Below are 20,309 nucleotides of genomic sequence, written 5' to 3'. Positions count from 1 at the left end.
ATCATGGCATTTTGGTCAAACTGGTTTGGCCGCGGCGACCGTCAGGCTCCGCAGGCTTCCTCCGGCTATCAGCCATCAGGCGGCGGGACGCTGATAGTCTCGCCGGAGCAGCTCGAAGAGGCTTTGCGCACCGGCAATACCAGCGAGGCAGGTATTGATGTCACCCCAGACCGGGCGATGCGGTCGGCTGCCGTCTCCGGTTGCGTTCGCATCATCTCTGGGGCCGTCGCGAACATGCCGCTCGACATCAAGCGGCGCAAAGGCGAGAGGCGAGAGGATGCCTCTGACACGAGGCTTTGGAAGGTTCTGAGGCGCAAGCCGAACGGGTGGCAGACTCCATCGCAGTTCAAGCGAATGATGCAAGTGCACCTTCTCCTTCGAGGCAACGCTTATGCGTTGATCGTCAGATCGGTCTCGAAGGAAGTTCAGCAACTTATCCCGATGCATCCTGATCGGGTGAAGTGCACACAGAACGAAGACCTTTCGCTGACATACACCTACACCTCAAAGACCGGCCGCACCGTGACGCTGCCGCAGGCAGAGGTTTTTCACCTTGTAGGTCTCACCTTGGACGGCGTCCACGGCGTTTCGGTTCTCACCTACGCTCGTGAAAGCATCGGTGAGAACCTGGCGATGACCGGATACGGTGCGAAGGTTTTCAAAAACGGCGCTCGGGCATCTGGCGCACTCTCGACAGAGGGGAAGCTAAGCGATGAGGCCTTTGATCGACTGAAGAGTAGCCTTGAGGAGTATCGCGCCGAGGGCGAGCGCGAAGGCAAGGTGATGATCCTCGAAGAGGGGATGAAGTTCGAACGTATCGCCATGACGGCCGCCGATGCCGAATGGGTTGAAAGTCGCAAGTTCAGCCGCACTGAGATCGCCATGTTCTTCGGCGTTCCCCCGAGCATGCTCGGAGACAACACGGGAAGCGATTCCAACTGGGGAACGGGGCTTGAGCAGAAGTCGAATGGCTTCGTCGCCTATACGCTCGAAGACCACCTGACGATGTGGGAGGAGACTATCTTCCGCGATCTGATCGTCGATGAATCGAGCGACCTGTATGCCCGTTTCAATCGGGCGGCCCTCGTCAAAGGCGACATAAAAACACGATGGGGCGCCTACGTGCAGTCGCTTCAGTGGGGCGTTTTCAGCCCGAATGAGGTCCGTGCCCTCGAAGACATGAACCCAAGAGAGGGTGGCGACATCTTCTATCCGCCGCCGAACACCGCCGGCAAACAGGATTCCAAGGAGCCAACCGATGACGCTCAGAACGCTGCCTGAAGCGCGTACATTTCCGCGCCCACAGAATTACCAGTGGGATGCGCCATCCGATGTATTGGCGCAGTGGGCGGAGCGTCCCCTCGCTGCGGCGAGTGAGGATGCCGACACGATCACGATGTTTGACGTGATCGGCGAGGATTACTGGTCCGGTGGCGGCGTAACCGCCAAGCGGGTCTCGGCTGCTCTTCGCTCTATCGGCGACAAAGATGTTCGTGTCCAGATCAATTCCCCTGGCGGAGATCTTTTCGAGGGGATCGCGATCTACAACATGTTGCGAGCCCACAAGGCAAAAGTGACAGTTGAAGTCCTTGGTTGGGCGGCATCGGCTGCATCGATCATCGCTATGGCTGGTGATGAGATCCGGATGGGTCTCGGAACGTTCATGATGGTCCACAACGCATGGGGTCTTGTCATCGGCAATCGCCATGATCTCGCCGACGCAGCGACCCTATTCGAAGGTTTCGACAGCGCGATTGCCGACATCTACGAGGCTCGCACCGGCGCCAAGCGCAAGGATATCGTCGCCCTGATGGATGCGGAGACCTTCATGGGTCCGTCCGAGGCTGTGAAAAACGGCTTTGCGGATCTCGTCGACGACAATCTCAGCGCCGGTGACGGCGGTGCGAAGAATATGGACCGGAGCCTCATGGCCCGGCGCCAGGCTGAAGCTGCGCTCGCGAAGGCCGGCTTCTCCAGAGACAAGCGTTCCGACATCCTGGCGGAAATCGGAACGAAGACGGCCCCGCGTGATGCAAGCCGTCGCCATGCCGCGCGCGATGCAGGCGTTCCCGTAGCTGCGCTCCAGCAGCTGATCAATACCTTCAAAATCTGAGGATTACTCCATGACCAAGCGTCATTTGCTCTGCGGCGCGCTGCTCGCGTTGACCGCCGTATTCGCAATCATGCTCACTTTCGGCGACGTCGTTTCGCCGATGATGCACGCCTTCAATACCCCGCACGCCGTTGGTGTGTCGGTCGCAATGTCCTTCATGCCGCAACTTAACTCCCGCGCACGAGGCGTTATCGGCTTCGTCCGTGCCGATGCCGGCGGTCAGCAGGAAATTTTCGAGGAACTGAAGCGAACCGTCCAGGCGTTCAAGGATGCCCATACCGAAGAACTGAAAGGCATCAAAGCCAAGTTCGCCGATGTCGTCCAGGCCGAACAGGTGCAGCGAATCAATGCTGAGATCACCAATCTCACGAAGGCGCTCGACGACTGCAACGCCATGATCGCGGCGCTCAAGATTGGCGGCGCTGGCGACGACGATGAAAACGGACCGGCCAAGAAGGAACACGCAACGGCGTTCGATAAGTGGTTCCGAAAGGGCGTCGACAACGGCCTGCACGATCTCGAAGTGCAGGCAGCACTCACGACGCAGTCCGACCCCGATGGCGGCTTCCTGGTTCCCAAGCAGACCGAAACCACGATCGATCGTGTTCTTGGTCTGATGTCGATCATGCGCCAGCTGGCAACCGTCATGCCGATCGGCACCAAGAGCTACAACAAGTTCGTCAGCATGGGCGGCGCTGGCGCCGGCTGGGTTGGCGAAGAGGACGCCCGCCCTGAAACGGCGACGCCGAAGCTCCGCGAGCTCGTCTTCACTGTCATGGAAATGTACGCCAATCCGGCGACGACACAGACCATGCTGGATGATGGCATCATCGATATCGCGGCCTGGCTCGCCGATGAAGTCCAGCAGACGTTTGCTGAACTCGAAGGCGCTGCTTTCGTGGCTGGCTCCGGCGTGAAGCAGCCCCGCGGCTTTCTCAACTATGACACAGTCGCGAATGGCAGCTGGGCATGGGAAAAGCTCGGTTACATCCCGACTGGTGGCGCGGCAGGTTTCGCATCGTCCAATCCGATCGATGCTCTGATCGGCCTCTACTACTCTCTCAAGCAGGGCATGCGTAACGGCGCGTCCTGGCTGATGAATGACCAGGTCATGGGCGTCGCCCGCACCTTCAAGGATGCCGGCGGCAACTATATCTGGAAGGAGCCGAGCGAGGCGGCCGAAGTCGCCACCATCCTCGGCAAGCCGGTCTATACCGACGACAACATGCCGGCGCTCGGCGCCAACGCATATCCGGTCGCCTTTGGTAACTGGAAGCGCGGTTATCTGATTCTCGATCGTACCGGCATTCGTGTCCTGCGCGATCCTTACACCAACAAGCCGAAGGTACACTTCTACACCACGAAGCGGGTTGGCGGCGGCGTCGCCAATTTCGAGGCGATCAAGCTCCTGAAGTGCGCCACCAGCTAATCCCAGCAGCACCGATCTAACCGCGAGCGGGCGACAGTGCCCGCCGCAAACCTTTTTGAGGACGCTTCGATGAAAGACCTTCACTCCAAAATCAAGCTCGTCAGCTTGATCGGCAACTCCGTCCTGGCGGCGGATAATACACCGGCGGCACTCGATCTTCAGGGCTATGAGGCGGTTGAAATCGCGCTTGCCATCGGCATTGGCGGCATCACGTTCGACGCAACGAACAAGATTGAGTTCAAGCTCACCGAGTCCGATGACAATGTCACTTACTCGGCCGTCGACATTTCGGACATGCTCGGCCTTCAGTCTGTCGGTGCCGGCGGCATCATCAAGTCTCTGGTCGCCGCTCACGCTGCGGCTGCGGTGTATCGCTTCGGCTATAAAGGCGGCAAGCGCTACCTGAAACTGCTCGCCGATTTCTCCGGTACGCATGGGACCGGCACGCCGATCGCCGCCATGGCGATTTTCGGAAGCGGGTTCAGCAACCCGCAGCCCGATCAGGCTTAAGCCATCGCGGGAGCGCCAACGCGCTTCCGCCCCTCTCTTCCCAACCCTCAATTTGGAGGCGCCACCATGCGCGCAAAAGTTCTGACGCGGTTTCCGGGTGCGACAGATGACAATCCTGTCACCCGTTACATCGAAGCCGGAGAAGTTATTTCGGGCGATCTGGCAAAGGTTGCCGTCGATAACGGATGGGCCGAAAAGGTCGAAGGAGACCTGGAGGTCGAAACGCTATCGGATGATGATCGTGAAACTGCATTCTCGTCGATCGACGCCGAAATTGCGGCCCGACGCGCGGCTGCGGATCGTATCATTTCCGACATTCAGGCTCAGGTCGACGCCGCTCGCCAGTCTGCCGACGCCGAAATCAAGAAGATCAACGGGGATGTCGGCGCGGCTCGCCAGCAGGCTGAGGCGGACATCGCCAAGATCAACGCTGATCTCGATGCAGCAAGGAATGCCGCCAATCAGGGTGGCGAAGCAACGCCAAAGCTCGACGATATGACGGTCGACGAGCTGAAGGCTTACGCCAGCGATCGTGGCATCGATCTCGCATCGGCGCACAAGAAGGCGGAAATTATCGCCGCAATCGAGGGCGCGGCAAAGCCGGCCAAGCAGTAATCGGAGCGGGCTATGGGAAACGTCGTCATCACTCAAACTGGACCGCTTTACACCTTGGGAGAGGTGAAGATGGCCCTGCACGTCGATCACAGTGATGACGACGTTCTTATCGAATCCTACATGGATGCTGCCGAACAGGCGGTTCTCCAATATTGCAACATTTCGCTCGTTCCACTCGGCAAAGAGGCCACCTTCAAGGCGGCGGCAATGCTCGTGATCTCGCAGCTCTATGACAATGGGCTTGACTGCGACAGCATTCCGAACGGGGCGAAACTTCTCATCAACCCTTACCGCTGGCTGCGCGTCTGACGCCGCAGAGCTGGGAGAACTTTCATGGCAAACCTTTCCATCACGCCTGCGAACGTTGTTGCCGTCGATGGCGCGGCTACCGAAGGCGGTATCGCCGGTGAAGCGATTTCTGCTGGGCAGATCGTTTACAGGAGCAGCGCTACCGGGAAATACATGCTGGCGGATTCCAATTCCGCAACTGCAGAAGCCCGCCGTGCGCGCGGTATGGCACTGAACAACGCGGCGCTCAATCAGCCGATCGATGTCGAGCGCTCCGGAGATGTGGCGATCGGCGCCGTGTTGACGCCTGGCATCGCCTACTATCTGTCGGACACGCCTGGCGCCATCTGCCCTATCGCCGATGTAGGCACCGGGGAGTATGTCTGCCTGCTCGGCCTCGCCAAGTCGACGAGCATTCTCGCCCTTGATATCCAGTTCCCGAACGTGGCGCTCTGATCAATGGCCGGCCGTTCCTCATCTAGCGATCTTTACGAGCGCGTTGCTTTCGATGAACGCGCTACGGTGCAAGACGGGTACGGAAACGAGCAGGCCAGCTTCGTCGAGCGGTTTCAGTGCCGCGCAGGTTTCACGCCCTTGCGTGGTGGAGAGACGGTCATTGCGTCGAGATTGCAGGGACGCCAGCCAATAGTCGTTCGAATACGTGCCAGTCGCCAGAGTCGCATGATCACGCCTGATTGGCGGATGCGCGACGCTCGAAATGGTGAGTGGGCCGGCGATGATGTCCAGTACTGGACTGGACCGATCTATGCGATCCGTTCGATTATAGAGACGGATGACCGGATGTTTCTTGACCTGATGGTCGAGAGTGGCGTGGCGGCATGACAGTCGAAGGCCTCAAAAGTCTGGAGCGAAAGCTCAAAAGGACTATTCCTGCGAAGGCGGTCGAGTTCACACGCGCGGCGATGGAAGCCGGGGCGGATGAAGTTGTTGCCCTGATGAAAAAGCTTGTCCCCGTCGAGAGCGGTGCACTGCGAGACAGTATCGCATGGACCTGGGGAAATGCTCCCAAAGGTGCGCTGGTGATCGGAAGGACCAAGCCTGCAGGCGATGGCATGCGGATTACCATCTACGCCGGCGGCGGCGAGGAATATTACGCGTGGTTTATCGAGTTCGGCACTCATCCTCATCTCAACAAGGGCCTTTTTGCCGGAAGCCAGCATCCAGGAACAAGCGCCCAACCTTTTTTCTTCGTTAGCTGGCGGGCGCTCAAGCGTCGCGTGAAATCAAGAATAACCCGCCAGATGCGCAAAGGTATCCGGGAAGGTGCGAAATGAGTGCTCAAGCTGAATTGCAGAAAGCGATTTTCGGCACTGTTACCGGAAGCTCTTCGGTCATGGCCCTGGTAGATGGGTTCTACGACCGCGTTTCCGAGGATGCATTTCGGGGGAAGCAAGCTTACATCAGCTTCGGCAGTTCTGATGTCGTCGACGATGATGCCGATTGCATCGTTGCCGGTGAGCACACATTGCAGATCGACGTTTGGTGCAGGCAGGTGGGCCTCGCTCCCTGTAAGAAGATCGTCGACGCGGTCAAATCCCTGCTTCACGAGGCTGAAATTGAACTTGAGACGATGGGTCTTGTCGAGATCAGGTGCAGTTTGCGGCGTGTGTTCACTGATGCGGATGGGCTGACAGGTCACGGCGTTCTGCAGTTCAGCGCTTTTGTCGAAGAAGAGGTTTACGATTGATGGCTCAGATGATCGTGCATCGCGAAGGAACGTTTCGCAGGCCGAAGTCTAGGCTTTCCTTCACCTTCAAGCCATCTCCCGATCCGCAGGCGTGGCCGGAGGATGTCGTGGCTTTCGCCGTATCCAAAGAACTGGCTGAGCGCGTAAAGCGCCCTTCGAGAAACGCCCGAAGGGGCGCAGCGCGGGCCTAAGGGCCATTCACCTGAAACCGGGCCACGTGCCCTCATTTGGCTGGTGTCGACCGGCCTGATTTCTCATGGAGAAATGAGATGACGAGAGCAGTCACAGCGAATTTTCACGAAGTCGTCGTGGAGATCGAAACTGAAACGCCTGGCGTTTGGAGCAAGATTTGCGGCATCACCACGCGCGCGATCAATCACACCTCTAATATGCAGACTTCCGAAATTCCGGACTGCGACGACGAGAGCCTGCCTGCCGCCGTGGAGCGCGCAGTCCAGTCGCAGGAAGTGACCATTTCCGGCACGGCTTCGTGGGCCAAACAGAACCACGGCACGATGATGCGCTGGTGGAGATCTGGCGCAACGAAGAATATCCGCGTCGGTTACCTCAAAGCAGAGGTCGGCGATACCGAATACGAGACGGGCCCCGCCTATCTCGTCACGCTGAACATCACGGCCGAGCGCGGTCAGAAGGTAACGTCGGAAGTCGAGATCCAGTTCGACGGTCTCCCGACTGAAACGGCGGCCGCATAATGAGGGCTTCGACGTTAACCTGGCCGGGCGGCGAGCATGATTTCATGCTCACCATCGATCTGTTGCGAGCGCTGCAGGATCGTTGCGACGCGGGGCCACCTCATATCCTCGAACGGCTTTCCACGCGCCGGTGGATGGTCAGTGACGTGACCGAGACCATCCGCCTTGGGCTAGAAGGCGGCGGCCTCTCGAAAGAAGAGGCGCGGAAGCTTGTCCGCCAGTTCGTCGAGGAAAGGCCGTTGACGGAATCCGTCATGACCGCACAGGCGGTGCTGATGCTTTCGCTATTCGGCGCAGCGGATGATCAGCCGGGGGAGATGAAAGCGGGAGAGGAGAGCCAGATCCCGACCCGCTCCCAAGAGGAAAATGGCGGTTCTCCCACTTCTATCGATGGGGCGGTGTAATTCCTCGCGACATCGGCGCGATGACGATGTGGGAGTTCGCGTGCATGACGAGCGGGTATCGTCATGCGCATAAAAATGAAGAAGATCCGGCGCCGGAAATGGACGATGGCCGTCTGGCTGATCTGGGGATCGAGGGCTTTTAAGTGGCGACCGACGTTGAAAAGCTGATCGTGGCACTTGAGGCCAGAACGAAGGCGTTCGAAAACGCTCTGAACAAGGCTAATGGCGTCGCCAATAGTCGGGCAAGGGCCATTGAGACGCGCTTCGCGAAGATGAACAAAGCGCTCAGCTCAAGCTTTTCACAGTTTGCTGGAGCTGCTGCTCGTGCCTTTGCCATTGTCGGTGGCGCTGCTGGTGCGCGAAATCTGATCGATACAGCAACAAGGATCGACAACGCTCTTAAGGTTGCCGGTCTTTCTGGCAAGGAGCTAAACGACGTTTACGACGCGCTGTTCGCGTCTGCCCAGAAGAATTCCGCGCCGCTTGAGTCTCTTGTCACGCTTTATAGCCGCGCGTCCGGATCTGCGAAGGAACTTGGAGCTAGCCAAGCAGACCTCCTCAACTTTACCGACAAGATTGCCTTAGCCTTGCGAGTTTCAGGGCAGTCTGCCGAGGAATCGTCGGGCGCACTCCTGCAGCTATCTCAGGCGCTCGGCAACGGCACAGTGCAGGCCGAAGAATACAATTCTCTGCTCGATGGTGGCCGACCTATTCTTCAGGCTGTTGCCGCTGGCCTGAAGGAAGCAGGTGGATCGGTATCGGAGCTTACGAAGCTGGTGAAAGACGGAAAGATTTCGTCAGAAGCCTTCTTCAACGCCTTCCTTGCCGGCTCGCCAGTTCTTGAAGATCAAGTTGCCGGCTCTGTTCTTACGATCGACCAGAGGCTTGGCAATCTGCAGAACAGCCTCATTGATGCGGCACGGCGCTTCAATGAATCGTCCGCTGTCGCCAACGAATTCGGTTCCGCGATCGATGGCGTAGCAAAATTCGTCGCAGGGATAAATTTCGATACGCTGGTCGCTGAAATCGTCAATGTCACGAACGCTCTCAACTCTGGCATTGCCACTGCGAATTCGTTCGCGCAAAGCCTAGGTCAGCTCTCGGGTCTCAATAATGTCGGAAAGACCATCGTTGGCATGCTGCCCGGCGATACGGTGAAGAACTTCGACATTCCGGGCCTGCCAGGGCATGCCCTTACGATCAAGCAGGATGACTTGATCACGGATCGCATCAACGGCGCGTTTGCCGATAGCGTCGAGAATGCCGTCCGACAGACCGGGGATCTGACTGAAAAGGCAATCAAGAACAGCGTTATTGGTCAAGGCGAAGGGCCTGCACCGAAAGGCGGTCGATTGCCTGCCGCTGAAACTGTCAAACCAGTCTCCATAAAGGATTTCAAGGCGCCCACAGGATCGAAGTCTGGTGGTGGTGGAAAGCGATCGAAGCAGGACAGTTATCAGCGCGAGGTTCAGCAGATCAGGGATAGGACTGCTGCGTTGCAGGCAGAGACTGCAGCGCAGGCACAGATTAATCCGCTGATCAACGATTTCGGATACGCGGCCGAGTTCGCTCGCTCAAAGCAGGAGCTTTTGAACGCAGCGACGAAGGCCGGTATCAAGGTCACGCCTGAGGTTGAGGCGAATATCGAAAAGCTGGCGTCCAGTTACGCGGGCGCAACAGCGGCCGCCGACAAACTCGCAGCGACACAGGACAAAGTTCGAGAGAGGTCAGAATTTCTCGGGGACGCACTTTACGATGCGTTCTCAGACCTTATTCCCCAGATCGAAACCGGAAACGCTGCGCTCGACAAATTTCTAAACACGCTCATTGAGGCCGTGGCTCAATCCGTTCTTCTCGGCAAAGGTCCATTTGCGGCGGCGGGAGGCGGAGGCGCCGGCGGATTGCTGGGTGGGCTTCTATCCGTCTTCGGATTTGCCAAAGGGGGCATCGCAGCGCGCGGCAAGCCCGTTAAGACATTCGCGAACGGGGGCGTTTCCCGCTCTGCCGCGATATTTGCCGAGGCCGGCCCAGAAGCGGCTGTGCCACTGCCTGACGGGAAAAGGATACCGGTCGATCTGCGCGCACCATCGAACGCAGGTTCGGGTAAGAGCAATCTTCATGTGACCTTTGGCGTCGATGTCGATGATAGCGGAAACATCATGCCGTTCGTTAAATCTGTAAGCGACGCGCGGATCAAGAATGCCGCACCATCGCTGTTGTCGGCGGCTCAAAGTCAGGTCGTGCCGACTATGTCCAAGTTTCAGATCATGAAGGCCGGGGCTGATTATCGTGGCTGACATCATTCTCTGGCCCCGATGCCTTCTTCGCCCATCGCAGGTTCAGGCCAATGTCGTGCCGTTTACGCGATCGAGCGGCCGATCCCTAGGGGGCGTGGAGCCCGTCGCAAGAACAGACCTCGGGTTCTGGTCGATCGAATATACGAATGTCGTGATGCAAAGTCGCTATCGAGACCAATGGCGAACATGGCAGGCCATTCGCTCCAAATTAGGTGGTCGCTCCGGTCTCGTTGCCGTTCCGGTTCCATCGTCTCTTTCGGCGCCCTACGCATCGGGAGGGTTTGAGCCGAGTGCGGATATCCCGTTCGATGACGACAGCGTCTTTGATGACGATAGTCCGCTCGATCAATCTGCGATTTCGATCGTGTCGGAAGGGCTTGTCGATATCGGCGCGGCGACGATGAGGTTGCGGATCATCAACGCGGCTCCCGATCTTGCCGGCGTGCGATTTTCCTGCAACCACGCGCTCTATGAAACGGGTCCGGTCATCGATCAGGACGGAGACATCTGGACCGTGTCTCTCAGCACGACCATTCGTGAGGCAATTCCTTCCGGAACTACGCTCGAATTCGATCATCCAACCTGCCTGTGTCACCTGTCCGACGATCTCGGCATGGACGTTTCTCAGGATGCGATTTCGAAGGGTTCCCGGCCCACGGTCAGCTTCGTCGAAGCGACCGACTACTGGAACCTTCTTGCTGTGGGAGCGGCATAATGGCTTCACTTCGAGTCCTTTGCCAACTGGATTTTCCATCGAAGACCGTTCGGCTCTGGGATGGATCTGGCGGGCCCTTTATCGATCAGGATGGCAACAGATGGCGCGCCTGCACGCTGAAGGACGATGCGCTCGACAATATCGAGCTTGCGATCAATGCCGAAGCCTTCATGCTGCCGCTGACGCTCTCTGAGATCGATACGGAAACCTACACTACGATCTGGACGGACTTTGAAGCCGGAGAGATCATCGGGACGCGTGTCCAAATCATGCTGCTCTACCTCGACGATTTAGAGCAGCCGGTCGGAGCTCCGGAGATCAAGTTCACGGGTGCGATCGATGACGTTATTTTCGATCGCGCCGCCTCCGATGACGGAATTATGGCCTTCGTGACAATCGAGATCACCAACCGGTTTTCGCTTCGCACCCTGACGAACGGGTCGGTGCTTTCCGATGTCGATCAGAAGGCGCGGTCCAAGGTTCTTAATCCTGCAGGGGCGCCTGATCGTTTCTGTGAACGAATTCCGCTGCTGATCGACAAGACAATTGCCTGGCCGAACTGGACGGTCTGATTTCATGGAATCGTTCTTTGCGAGCCATAGCGCATTGGCGTGGTCGCCAGGCGCCATAGACTGCTGCCTTTTCCTTGCTGATTGGGCCGTTTTCCTTGGCCATCCAGATCCTGCTGACCATCTGCGCGGGACCTATGAGGACGAGGAAGGCTTTCGCGGGATCGTCGAAGCGGCGGGCGGCCTTGTTCCTGTTGTCGGCTTCTGTGTCGAGAAGATCAGGGGGAAGCGAGTGCAGCGGCCCGCCGCCGGAGATATCGGCGTGATCGGCAGCCCGAAGAGCATTCACCGGCAATGGGGCGCGATCTTCGACGGCGCGCGCTGGAACATTCGTTTCGAAAACGCCATCGGGCCCATGACGGCCTCACCGCTTGCAATCTGGAGCATTCCGAAGTGCCGGGACTAATCGAAATTCCAGCATTGATTATCTCTTCGCTCGCGACCACCACGCTCGCAGCGAACGCGCTCTATCTTGGCACGTATGCGCTTGCCTATGCCGGCCTGGCGTTTGGTTCGATCGCGCTGCAGGGGCTGTTCGTCAAGAAGCCAAGCGTGCCGAGGCCTGAGGACGGCAACTATAATCTGAAGCAGAGCGTGCCCTCGCTTTGCCACGTGCTCGGCCGCGTCAAGAAGGCGAGTGATTATGCATTCCTTGAAGAGCATAGCGGCAATGCCTGGCACGTTCTTGTTACCGCAGGTCACCGTATTCAAGGCTACGTGCAACACTACCTTCACGATGAGGCGGTCACGCTGAACAGCGAGGGTTATGTCGTTTCTCCGTCGCATTTTGTCCTTGACGGCCAGTCGCGTGTTTCTATTGCGGAACGCTACGGGCACGACATCGAGACGCCCTATTTCGATGTGGTATCGACATTTCCTTCTATCTGGACGGGAGACCATAGGGGCGACGGATTGGCAAGCATCAGGATGGCCGCCGCAACCGTCTCCACAGAGGACTTTTTGACCGTTTTTCCGAACCAGATGCCACAGCATTCTGTCGTTATGGATGGAGCGTTGCTTTACGATCCGCGAACCGGTCTGACGCAGTTTTCGAGCAATCTGGCTTTGATGAGGTTGTGGCATCTGACGCATCCGGTTGGCGGTAAGTTGTCCCTGTCGGATATGTATCTGCCTGACTGGATCAACGCCGCAAACGTCTGCGACCAGAACATCATCGACCGCAATGGCGTCGCTCATCACAGGTATCAGGGCGGTATGTGGTTCAGGGCTGAGAACGATCCGGTCGAGGTTGGGCGGATCATGGACCAGGCCGCCGAACTGGTGGTTTACGAACGCCCTGATGGCCTGATCGGCGTGCACGCCGGCGAATATGTCGAACCGGATATCCGGTTGACGGAAACAGAAATCAAGAGCGTGTCGTTCGATGCCAACCAGCGGCGCTCATCGACGGTTCTCGCCGTGCGCGGCCGCTGGACTGATCCCGACCAGCGGTACAATACGGTCGATGCGGCGATCTATGGCGATCCATACATCGGCGAGGACAGCGAGCGGACGAAGACCCTCGATAACCAGGCAGTGCAGCTGCATAACCATATGCAACGACTGCAGAAGCTCGCCTTCATCAGGGCAAATGCACCAAGGGCCTCGATCGAGGCGCACTACGAGAAGGCAAAGAACGTCGCTTATCGGCGTTTCGTGCGGGTGCATCTGCCGCCGGAGATGAATGAGGCGCTTGTGGAAATCACCTCTTCGCCCAAGGTATCGTTGCGCAACATGACCATTCAGTTTTCCGGGATTGTCGTGCCAGATGATCTTTACGCGTTCAATGCGGCAATTGAAGAGGGAATGCCAGGCCAAAACGCCACGCCCTTGCCGCCTTCTGCCGTTCCGGAGCCCGTCAACTTCGATGTTGTCATTCAAACCGAGACGCTGGCTGGCGGGCAGACCGCGGCCTATGCGTTGGCGAGCTGGGATCACCTATCAGCGAGCCTGATCTATCAGTTGGAATGGGAGCCAACCTCTGGCACGGAGCCGGCGCGATCGGTGAACTCCAAGGCTGGGGATGACGAGGTCCGATCGAACTATCTGTCAGACGGCGTGCAGTATCGTTTCCGACTGCGTGCCTGGTCGAATGGCCGGCGTTCCGAATGGACGGACTACGAGATCCGGACGGCCACGGCCGATCCGATAGCGCCAGGCGTCGTGACAGGGGCCGGTGTTGCTGGTGGCTCAGGACAGGCAACGTTCAGCTGGGCCGCACCAAACAGCCCGAACTACGGCGCGGCAAGGATCTACATCAATACCGTCAACAGCTTCTCTGGAGTCACGCTGGTCGGCACGGAATACGGCGCACCGTCGACGGCAGACTCGCGATTGATTAGCGGCCTGTCTGCCGGAACGAAATACGGTTTCATAGAAGCCATCAACAGGTCGGGCGTACCCGCGCCGGCAGTCGCTACCGGCGCTTTCACGGTAACCTGACCGCTCGTCTTCTCTAACGTCCAGCTCTTCAGCAAGCAGCCTTCACGAGGTTAACATGCCCTTGCCGTTTATACAGATCATGCGCGATTTCGTCGTTGACGGCGTCTCATCCTCGGGCCGGTGGAAGCCGAAGAAATCCGAAATGCGAAGCTGGGGCGCGTGGGTCGAGTCCCTCCTCAACGCGATTGGATCAAACAGCGGCACGGTCTACCAACAGCGCGCGCTGTTGTTTGCTGAACTTGCCAAGGCGGCAAACACTATGGCGTGGGTCATTAATGACCCCACCGTTGCCTACAACGGCATTTACCAAAAGGTTGGCGGGACCGGCACTGGATCGTGGACGCGCGTCGCCGATTTGCCGTATTCGTTCATCACGGCGGTAGACGCTGGCGCTGGAACTCCCAACGCAATTCAGGCGACGAGCACCATTCCCATTTCCGGTTCTGCTCTCGTCCTGCTGAATATCTTCGAGGCCAATACTGGGTCACCGGTGACGCTGTCATTTAATGGCGGGGCTACGCTTGCCGTAAAGACGAACGCTGGCAATGATGTCATTGCGGATGGTCTCAAGGCAGGCATGCAGGTGCTTGGCGTTGTTTCCGGGGCGACTTTCCGGCTGGTGACTGACATGGATATCAGTGCCGCGGTGGCGCAGGCCGAAGCGGCGGCATTGGCGGCGGCGGATTCGGCTGCTGAGGCTGCGGGTTATGCCGCGATGGCGCGCAACGATAAAGTCGTCAAGCGCTTTGCGGGCGACGGTGTGACTGTTGCCTTCGATCTGACCGTCGACCCCGGCAGCAAAAACAACATCGATCTATTCATTGACGGCGTCTATCAGCAGACCGATACATTCTCCCTGGCCGGCACTGTTGTGACGCTTTCTGAGGCGCCGCCTGTCGCGAATGACCCGGCCAAACCGAATAATATCGAATTCAAGCTCGGCTTCGCAGTAACTGTGCCGACGCCTGGCAACGGAACCGTATCGACGGCCAAGATTGTCGATGACGCGGTAACATTTGCAAAGATCCAAAACATCCCTACAGCATCACTGCTCGGCCGCACCACGGCAGGCTCAGGGGACGTAGAGGTCCTGTCAACGGGCGGCCTGTTCAACGCAATCGCACCAAACGGTGCCATGGTCGACAGCGGATATGCGGAATATACCGCCAACACTAGCCTCAGCAACGTCATTCCGGTCGATAATACAACTCCTCAAAACACGGAAGGAACGGAAATCCTCTCCGTTGTTATCACGCCGAAGAGCACGACGAACAAGCTTCGAGTACGCTTCAGGGGTGATGCGCAGTCGAGTACGGGCCCCGGTTACCCATCTTGGGCGATCTTCAGGAACGGTGTCGCGAACGCAATTGCGAGTGGCTACGAAACGCAGACATCGGCCGGGCAATCGATCTCGATCGGCGGCGAAGTCGAGTTTGTTCCGGGATCGACATCAGCCATTACCATCTCCGTTCGAGCTGGCCCGGGAACGACTGGCAATATGACGTTCAACGGCGGTGTCGGAGCGCCCATCCATGGCGGATCTATGCGTGCCACCCTCACTGTCGAAGAGATAAAGGCTTAACCTCATGACGCTGACAAAAGTTTCACCTGCGCTCATGCAGGAGGGTTCCGGAGCGAGTGGACCCGGTTTCATCCGTGGATTGTGGGTGGCAAACGACGTAAGCACGCCGGCGACAAAGTTCACAGTGGCTGCTGGCGTTGCCAGAGATGACGCAGACACCACCACGATAGAGCTACCTGTCGGGTTGTTGAAGCGCCTGAATTCGGCGTGGGCCGCCGGCAATGATCAGGGGTGTCTGCAATCTGGTCTCACCATGACCGCGGGCACATGGTATCACCTGCTTCTGATCTATAATCCCACCACGAATGCAACTGACATCCTTGCCTCAACATCATCGACGGCGCCGTCTCTGCCCAGCGGGTACACAGAGTTTCGCTGGTTTTGGTCGCTACTCACTGATGCGTCAAACAACATCAAGCTATTTGTCCAGACCGGAGACGACTGCAATTGGAGGGTCGCGGACACGACTGTTTCGAGTGCAAATGATGGCGGCTCAACTGGACGAACGCGCGCTGTACAAGTCCCTCCTGGTTCGAAATTCAAGGTCCGCCTTCTCCATTTCGTGCAGGGAGCGACTGGGTTTTTCGCTGGTCTTTCCGACCCCGACCTGAGTACGGGTGTTATCTACGTCGCCGTAACGCGCTATCACAATGCGGGCGAGACAACGACTTATGAGGTTAGCTGTTACACCAATAGCAGCCAACAAGTTCTCAGCTACTCAAACGTCGCCGGTGTTCCTGATTCTGTGATCTCAATCGCAAATCTCGGGTTTACACATCATCGGGGAAAACGCGTATGAGGCGGCCGATCACTGTTGCTACCTGCGGGACCAGCCTGACTTACGGCGTCGACAACGGCGATCCCTGGCAGGGCTGGGTCGAGCGCATGCTAACGGGGCGGGCAAGCAGAGAGGTTCGCGTCTTGAATTTTGGCGTCGCTGCGCAGGATTCAGTCATGCGCCTAGCTGAGCTTGAAGCAGGCCTCTACCTGCCGATTCAGCCCGATATCGTCGTTGTCGAGTTCACAATGAATGACGCCTATACACCTAGATCGATCACGACTGCCCAATGCAAAGCCAACGCGCTTGAGATCATCCAACGGTTTCAAGCGGTCAATCCTTTGTGTCGTGCCTTTGTTATGACGATGAACCCTTGCGTTGCGGGTAGTGAGCAAGCCGCTCTCCGCCCGAGCCTTCACCTTTACACTGACAAATACCGAGAAATCGCCGCGGAGAATCCGCTAATCGGACTGATCGACAACGAGCCGGACTGGGGCGCGGCTGACTACGGGCGAATCCCGGACGGCGTGCATCCAACAAGGAATGCGGAGCGCCCGATCATCGTTCCGAACATGGTGGCAGCTCTCATGCCGGTCGTTAATGCCATGGCTGGTTGACCGGCCAGCAGGCGATTGTATAGATGACGGCCAGTTTTCAAGGTGAGACAGCCGCCAGATGATTTTCAGGTTCTTCCTTTCGGTGCTTGTCGCAATCTTTGTCTCCACTGTTGCAAATGCGTTCGAAGGATCGTGGGAAGGTCATTGGGTGGCCCGTTCCAATACCATCATGCTGGAGTCGGCAATCGTCGGCGAACGGCAGGTGATGATATTCGGAGACTCCAATACGGAGCAGTTTTGGTGGAATGAGGTGGGCGGCTGCAAAATCCTTAATGCCGGGTTTGGCGCTGCGCAGATATCGGATGTCGTAAGCTATGCAGAGCCTTTGGCTGAAACCGCAAAGCCAGCCATCGTCCACATCATGCTTGGCTCCAACAACTTGCGGCCCGGCTCAAATTCAACTGGCGACTGGCGCAAGAGGTGGGACGCGATGTCTGCCGGTCTTGAAAAGATCGTCCGGACGTTCAAGGCCGTAGGCTCGACTGTAGTATTGTGGGAAATACCGCCGACCAGCAGGGATTTTGGGAGCGCATCTGATAGAGATCTGATCAACGCAACCATCGAGAAGGTTGCTCTCGACACGGGTGTCTATCTTGACAAGGCGTGGGACAAGGGGCTGGTCGCCGCTGACGGCTACGCGGTTTCCGGCTCTGTTGTGCCAGATGGTGTGCATCTTACAGCCGAAGTTCAGCATAAACGCCTGCTGGCGATTGACGAATGGGACCGCAAGTTGCAAGAAAAAGGTGAGGCTTCTTGTAAGCCCTAAAATCTGAGGTGGAACGATGAAACGCCGTCATCTCTTGAATTTTGCTTTGATCGGCCTGTTTGCGGGCGAAGTTGCAGCACAAGAGCAAGGGCACTTTTACTGGCGGAATGTCGCGATCGGCGCGAAAGCGGAACAGGTGGCAAATTTGGAGCTGCCAATTTACGTCTTTGCCGGTCGGTCTATGGCTGATGAAGCTGTGGTTTTGCCGGAAGTCTGCAGTCTGGCCGTTCTCAACGCCAGTATCTATGATGCTGACGAGGAATCTGCAAAATCCGTCCTGCTAGACGTGGCCGCAAAGACCAAGGCCAAGGTTATCGTCGTCTCAGGGATTGATATCGGCGATAGCCTTAATGGTACGCCTGTAGTGAGCGTTGGTGACAGTTCTTCTAGTGACCTTGCCCAGTCCATCGCTGAGAAGGTTCGCGGCCAGATCAAGTGTGCTGCGCCTTAATGGCAAGCAACTAATTCCTCGCGTCTAAACATCGCACATTTCTAATCCTGTGGTGGGCTTGCTTCGGCGGCCCTTTTTATCGTTTCAACATCGGAGAATTCGCAATGGGCAGCCTGACCGCTCAGCAAATTCGCGCGGCCGCGAAAACCCGCGTGAATGAGAGCAACCTCAATTCCGTGCTCGTGGCGCTCGATCGCTACGGCTACATGTTCGGCCTCGATCGGCTGCACCGCCAGGTGCAGTTCCTGGCGCAGCTGATGCACGAGAGCGGCGACTTCCGTTATGATCGCGAGATCTGGGGTCCGACTCCGGCCCAGAAGCGCTACGACACGCGCACCGACCTTGGCAATACGCCGGATGTCGATGGCGACGGCAAGAAGTATATGGGCCGCACGGCCATGCAGCTCACCGGGAAGGACAATTACATCGCTTTCCACGAGTGGTGCGAGGACAACGGTCTCAACCCGCCTGATTTCGTCGCCAATCCGGATCTCGTGAATACCGACCCGTGGGAAGGTCTCGTGCCGATCTGGTATTGGGACGATCGTCACTTGAACCGGTGGGCGGATCAGGGCGATGTCGAAACCATTTCCACGAAGATCAATGGGGGCAAGAATGGCCTCGTCGACCGCATCGAGCACCTGGTGCGCCTGTCGCTCGTGGCGCTCAGCCTTGCGCCTGGTGCCCTGAAGCAGTTTCAGGCATCCAAAGGGCTTGAGGCCGATGGCGATCCGGGGCCAAAGACCCGCGCGGCGCTGCATCAGGCGCTGCTCGATGCGGCAGGCCTCGGTAAGACAGCCGGCTTCGTCTCGGCGCCTGTCGTCGAAGAGAAGGCCGTCGTTCCGACTGCAGTCGAAGGGGAGGTCAAGAAGAAGTTCAGCCTGCTCGGATGGGCGGGCAGCGTCTTCGGTGGTGGTGGCGGCCTCGGCATCGCGGCCCTGACCGGCTTCGACTATCGGGCGCTGATCGTGATCATCGTCGCCATCCTTGTCGTGGCGATCGGCGGCCTGGTGGCGCGCCATTACCTCATCGCCGCTATCCGGGACATCCGGCAGGCCGTGGAGCAACGTTGATGTTCTCCGAGATCTCGGCAGGCGTCAAAATCGCGCTCGGCGCGGCCGGTGGTGCGGTTGCCACCTTTCTCGTCTTCACCGCACTCAATCAATTCCTGTGGCTCCCGGCCGCCGAGCAGCGTGGCCGGGATCTCGAAGCGGCCGAACTGACGGCCGCCACCACAAAGGCAATCGGAGAATTGAGCAATGCAGCTGATCAAGCTCGGGTTAATCGCCGCCTATGCCGTGAGCGCGGCCGCGTGTACATCAACGCAACAGGTCAGTGCCTCGAAAGAGACCCTGTCATCAACCGCTAGGTCGATCATCGGCACATCGCTGATCGGCGCTCGCGGGAAGACGGCGAAGGACCAGGACGCGATCGACGACACGGTGGCGGGCGTTTGCGGCGCTCGTGCCTGGACCGTTCAGGAATGCCGCGCTCATGATGAGATTTCAGGCGGGGGTGCCTTCTGATGGCCGCCACGCCCCATGCCGGCGTCGGCATCTGGATACGCGTGCGCCACCGCTTCGGCCCGCGCACCGGCGAATGGCTGCTCGCAGGCCACACGGTCGCGTGGGGCTATGTGCTGCTATCCCTTCCAAATCTCTTCGATCAGCCGGAAATGGCCGGCTTCAAGGCCATATTCGGCGACGAAACAGTTCTCGGTTGGGTGATGATCTTTCTGGGACTCCTTCGCTTCGGCGGGCTTATCGTCAACGGCGCTCGCAAGAACGTGACGCCGGCGATCAGACAAGTGTCGGCCGGCATAGGTTGCCTGATCTGGGTCGGGATCAGTTATTGCTACGCATCCTCAGCAATCATGAGCGCCTGGCTCGCCATCTACCCGATATTTGCAGTTGGCGAGATCATCAACATCCACCGTGCCGCTCATGACCAAGGGGAAACGCGATATGGACAAACTGGCTGAACTTCCCCCTGCTGCGCTCGTCACCCTCGGTGTCACCCTCGCTGTTATCATCGCCGCTCGCTACATGGGCCTGCTTTCCGGTGAAAGGGCTGGACCGGAAAACAAGGCTCCAGTCGCAGCTGTCATCGTCGATCCGACTGCTCTGCTGAAGGCTACGGCGGCCGTCGAGGAGCACACGGCCGCAATCAAACAAATGATCAGGGTCGGCGATGAACTCGCCAAGCACCTCGATCACCTGGGAATTGAGATGGACCGCATGCGGGAAGAGCTGCGCATCCGTCGCGAGATCGAGCGAGCAGCTCGGTAATCACATCAACATCATGAAAGGTAT

General features: G+C 58.1%; 26 protein-coding genes. All 26 read left to right on the top strand.

Annotated features, from left to right (window positions below; translation table 11 throughout):
• Positions 1 to 3: 3 nt before the first annotated feature.
• The 26 genes from AB8B33_RS05345 (at position 4) to AB8B33_RS05220 (ending at position 20,285) form a co-directional block, all read left to right on the top strand.
• Complete coding sequence (locus AB8B33_RS05345; protein ID WP_439014610.1) at positions 4 to 1,281, top strand: phage portal protein; 1,278 nt, start codon at positions 4 to 6, stop codon at positions 1,279 to 1,281.
• Entirely contained in the window at positions 1,259 to 2,113 is an 855-nt protein-coding gene (locus tag AB8B33_RS05340; protein WP_439014609.1) for a head maturation protease, ClpP-related, read from the top strand. The genes AB8B33_RS05345 and AB8B33_RS05340 overlap by 23 nt, the downstream gene beginning before the upstream one ends.
• 10 nt (positions 2,114 to 2,123) lie before the next feature.
• Positions 2,124 to 3,542, top strand: coding sequence for a phage major capsid protein (locus AB8B33_RS05335; RefSeq protein WP_439014608.1), 1,419 nt, complete (start codon positions 2,124 to 2,126; stop codon positions 3,540 to 3,542).
• Positions 3,543 to 3,611: 69 nt separating this feature from the next.
• Positions 3,612 to 4,052, top strand: a complete 441-nt coding sequence (locus tag AB8B33_RS05330; RefSeq protein ID WP_439014607.1) for a hypothetical protein — start codon at positions 3,612 to 3,614, stop codon at positions 4,050 to 4,052.
• A 66-nt stretch (positions 4,053 to 4,118) separates the two neighbouring features.
• The gene (locus AB8B33_RS05325; protein WP_439014606.1) at positions 4,119 to 4,667 is read left to right on the top strand and encodes a Rho termination factor N-terminal domain-containing protein; all 549 of its coding nucleotides are present in this window, start codon (positions 4,119 to 4,121) and stop codon (positions 4,665 to 4,667) included.
• Between the two features lie 12 nt (positions 4,668 to 4,679).
• Positions 4,680 to 4,976 carry a head-tail connector protein gene (locus AB8B33_RS05320; protein ID WP_439014605.1) on the top strand — a complete coding sequence of 99 codons (297 nt, stop codon included), beginning with the start codon at positions 4,680 to 4,682 and terminating at the stop codon, positions 4,974 to 4,976.
• A 24-nt stretch (positions 4,977 to 5,000) separates the two neighbouring features.
• Positions 5,001 to 5,411 (top strand): hypothetical protein, encoded by a 411-nt coding sequence (locus AB8B33_RS05315; protein WP_439014604.1) that lies wholly within the window; start codon positions 5,001 to 5,003, stop codon positions 5,409 to 5,411.
• A 3-nt stretch (positions 5,412 to 5,414) separates the two neighbouring features.
• The gene (locus AB8B33_RS05310; RefSeq protein ID WP_439014603.1) at positions 5,415 to 5,798 is read left to right on the top strand and encodes a head-tail adaptor protein; all 384 of its coding nucleotides are present in this window, start codon (positions 5,415 to 5,417) and stop codon (positions 5,796 to 5,798) included.
• On the top strand, positions 5,795 to 6,250 hold the full coding sequence (locus tag AB8B33_RS05305; RefSeq protein ID WP_439014602.1) for an HK97-gp10 family putative phage morphogenesis protein: 456 nt from the start codon (positions 5,795 to 5,797) through the stop codon (positions 6,248 to 6,250). The genes AB8B33_RS05310 and AB8B33_RS05305 overlap by 4 nt, the downstream gene beginning before the upstream one ends.
• On the top strand, positions 6,247 to 6,663 hold the full coding sequence (locus AB8B33_RS05300; RefSeq protein WP_439014601.1) for a DUF3168 domain-containing protein: 417 nt from the start codon (positions 6,247 to 6,249) through the stop codon (positions 6,661 to 6,663). Before AB8B33_RS05305 ends, AB8B33_RS05300 begins: the two co-directional genes overlap by 4 nt.
• Before the next feature lie 269 nt (positions 6,664 to 6,932).
• Positions 6,933 to 7,376, top strand: coding sequence for a phage tail tube protein (locus AB8B33_RS05295; protein ID WP_439014600.1), 444 nt, complete (start codon positions 6,933 to 6,935; stop codon positions 7,374 to 7,376).
• Positions 7,376 to 7,780, top strand: a complete 405-nt coding sequence (locus AB8B33_RS05290; protein WP_439014599.1) for a gene transfer agent family protein — start codon at positions 7,376 to 7,378, stop codon at positions 7,778 to 7,780. Before AB8B33_RS05295 ends, AB8B33_RS05290 begins: the two co-directional genes overlap by 1 nt.
• Positions 7,781 to 7,923: 143 nt before the next feature.
• A complete protein-coding gene (locus AB8B33_RS05285; RefSeq protein WP_439014598.1) occupies positions 7,924 to 10,077 on the top strand; it encodes a tape measure protein in 2,154 nt (717 codons plus the stop codon).
• Entirely contained in the window at positions 10,070 to 10,792 is a 723-nt protein-coding gene (locus AB8B33_RS05280; RefSeq protein WP_439014597.1) for a hypothetical protein, read from the top strand. Before AB8B33_RS05285 ends, AB8B33_RS05280 begins: the two co-directional genes overlap by 8 nt.
• Positions 10,792 to 11,364: a hypothetical protein gene (locus tag AB8B33_RS05275; protein WP_439014596.1), complete on the top strand. Its 573-nt coding sequence runs from the start codon at positions 10,792 to 10,794 to the stop codon at positions 11,362 to 11,364. The genes AB8B33_RS05280 and AB8B33_RS05275 overlap by 1 nt, the downstream gene beginning before the upstream one ends.
• A 4-nt stretch (positions 11,365 to 11,368) precedes the next feature.
• Positions 11,369 to 11,767, top strand: a complete 399-nt coding sequence (locus tag AB8B33_RS05270) for a DUF6950 family protein (protein WP_439014595.1) — start codon at positions 11,369 to 11,371, stop codon at positions 11,765 to 11,767.
• A complete protein-coding gene (locus tag AB8B33_RS05265) occupies positions 11,755 to 13,803 on the top strand; it encodes a hypothetical protein (RefSeq protein WP_439014594.1) in 2,049 nt (682 codons plus the stop codon). The genes AB8B33_RS05270 and AB8B33_RS05265 overlap by 13 nt, the downstream gene beginning before the upstream one ends.
• A gap of 55 nt (positions 13,804 to 13,858) precedes the next feature.
• The gene (locus AB8B33_RS05260) at positions 13,859 to 15,385 is read left to right on the top strand and encodes a hypothetical protein (RefSeq protein ID WP_439014593.1); all 1,527 of its coding nucleotides are present in this window, start codon (positions 13,859 to 13,861) and stop codon (positions 15,383 to 15,385) included.
• A gap of 4 nt (positions 15,386 to 15,389) precedes the next feature.
• The gene (locus AB8B33_RS05255; protein WP_439014592.1) at positions 15,390 to 16,184 is read left to right on the top strand and encodes a hypothetical protein; all 795 of its coding nucleotides are present in this window, start codon (positions 15,390 to 15,392) and stop codon (positions 16,182 to 16,184) included.
• On the top strand, positions 16,181 to 16,780 hold the full coding sequence (locus tag AB8B33_RS05250; RefSeq protein ID WP_439014591.1) for an SGNH/GDSL hydrolase family protein: 600 nt from the start codon (positions 16,181 to 16,183) through the stop codon (positions 16,778 to 16,780). Before AB8B33_RS05255 ends, AB8B33_RS05250 begins: the two co-directional genes overlap by 4 nt.
• 58 nt (positions 16,781 to 16,838) lie before the next feature.
• On the top strand, positions 16,839 to 17,546 hold the full coding sequence (locus AB8B33_RS05245) for an SGNH/GDSL hydrolase family protein (RefSeq protein WP_439014590.1): 708 nt from the start codon (positions 16,839 to 16,841) through the stop codon (positions 17,544 to 17,546).
• Between the two features lie 16 nt (positions 17,547 to 17,562).
• On the top strand, positions 17,563 to 17,997 hold the full coding sequence (locus tag AB8B33_RS05240) for a hypothetical protein (RefSeq protein WP_439014589.1): 435 nt from the start codon (positions 17,563 to 17,565) through the stop codon (positions 17,995 to 17,997).
• 104 nt (positions 17,998 to 18,101) lie between these two features.
• The gene (locus AB8B33_RS05235) at positions 18,102 to 19,070 is read left to right on the top strand and encodes a glycoside hydrolase family 19 protein (protein ID WP_439014588.1); all 969 of its coding nucleotides are present in this window, start codon (positions 18,102 to 18,104) and stop codon (positions 19,068 to 19,070) included.
• Positions 19,070 to 19,366, top strand: a complete 297-nt coding sequence (locus AB8B33_RS05230; protein ID WP_439014587.1) for a hypothetical protein — start codon at positions 19,070 to 19,072, stop codon at positions 19,364 to 19,366. The genes AB8B33_RS05235 and AB8B33_RS05230 overlap by 1 nt, the downstream gene beginning before the upstream one ends.
• A 156-nt stretch (positions 19,367 to 19,522) precedes the next feature.
• Positions 19,523 to 19,978 (top strand): hypothetical protein, encoded by a 456-nt coding sequence (locus AB8B33_RS05225; protein ID WP_439014586.1) that lies wholly within the window; start codon positions 19,523 to 19,525, stop codon positions 19,976 to 19,978.
• Entirely contained in the window at positions 19,962 to 20,285 is a 324-nt protein-coding gene (locus tag AB8B33_RS05220) for a hypothetical protein (RefSeq protein WP_439014585.1), read from the top strand. The genes AB8B33_RS05225 and AB8B33_RS05220 overlap by 17 nt, the downstream gene beginning before the upstream one ends.
• Positions 20,286 to 20,309 lie beyond the last annotated feature (24 nt).

This window comes from Rhizobium sp. 768_B6_N1_8 (genome assembly GCF_051811225.1).
GTDB lineage: Bacteria > Pseudomonadota > Alphaproteobacteria > Rhizobiales > Rhizobiaceae > Rhizobium.
This window is presented reverse-complemented; position numbering and strand designations above follow the sequence as displayed.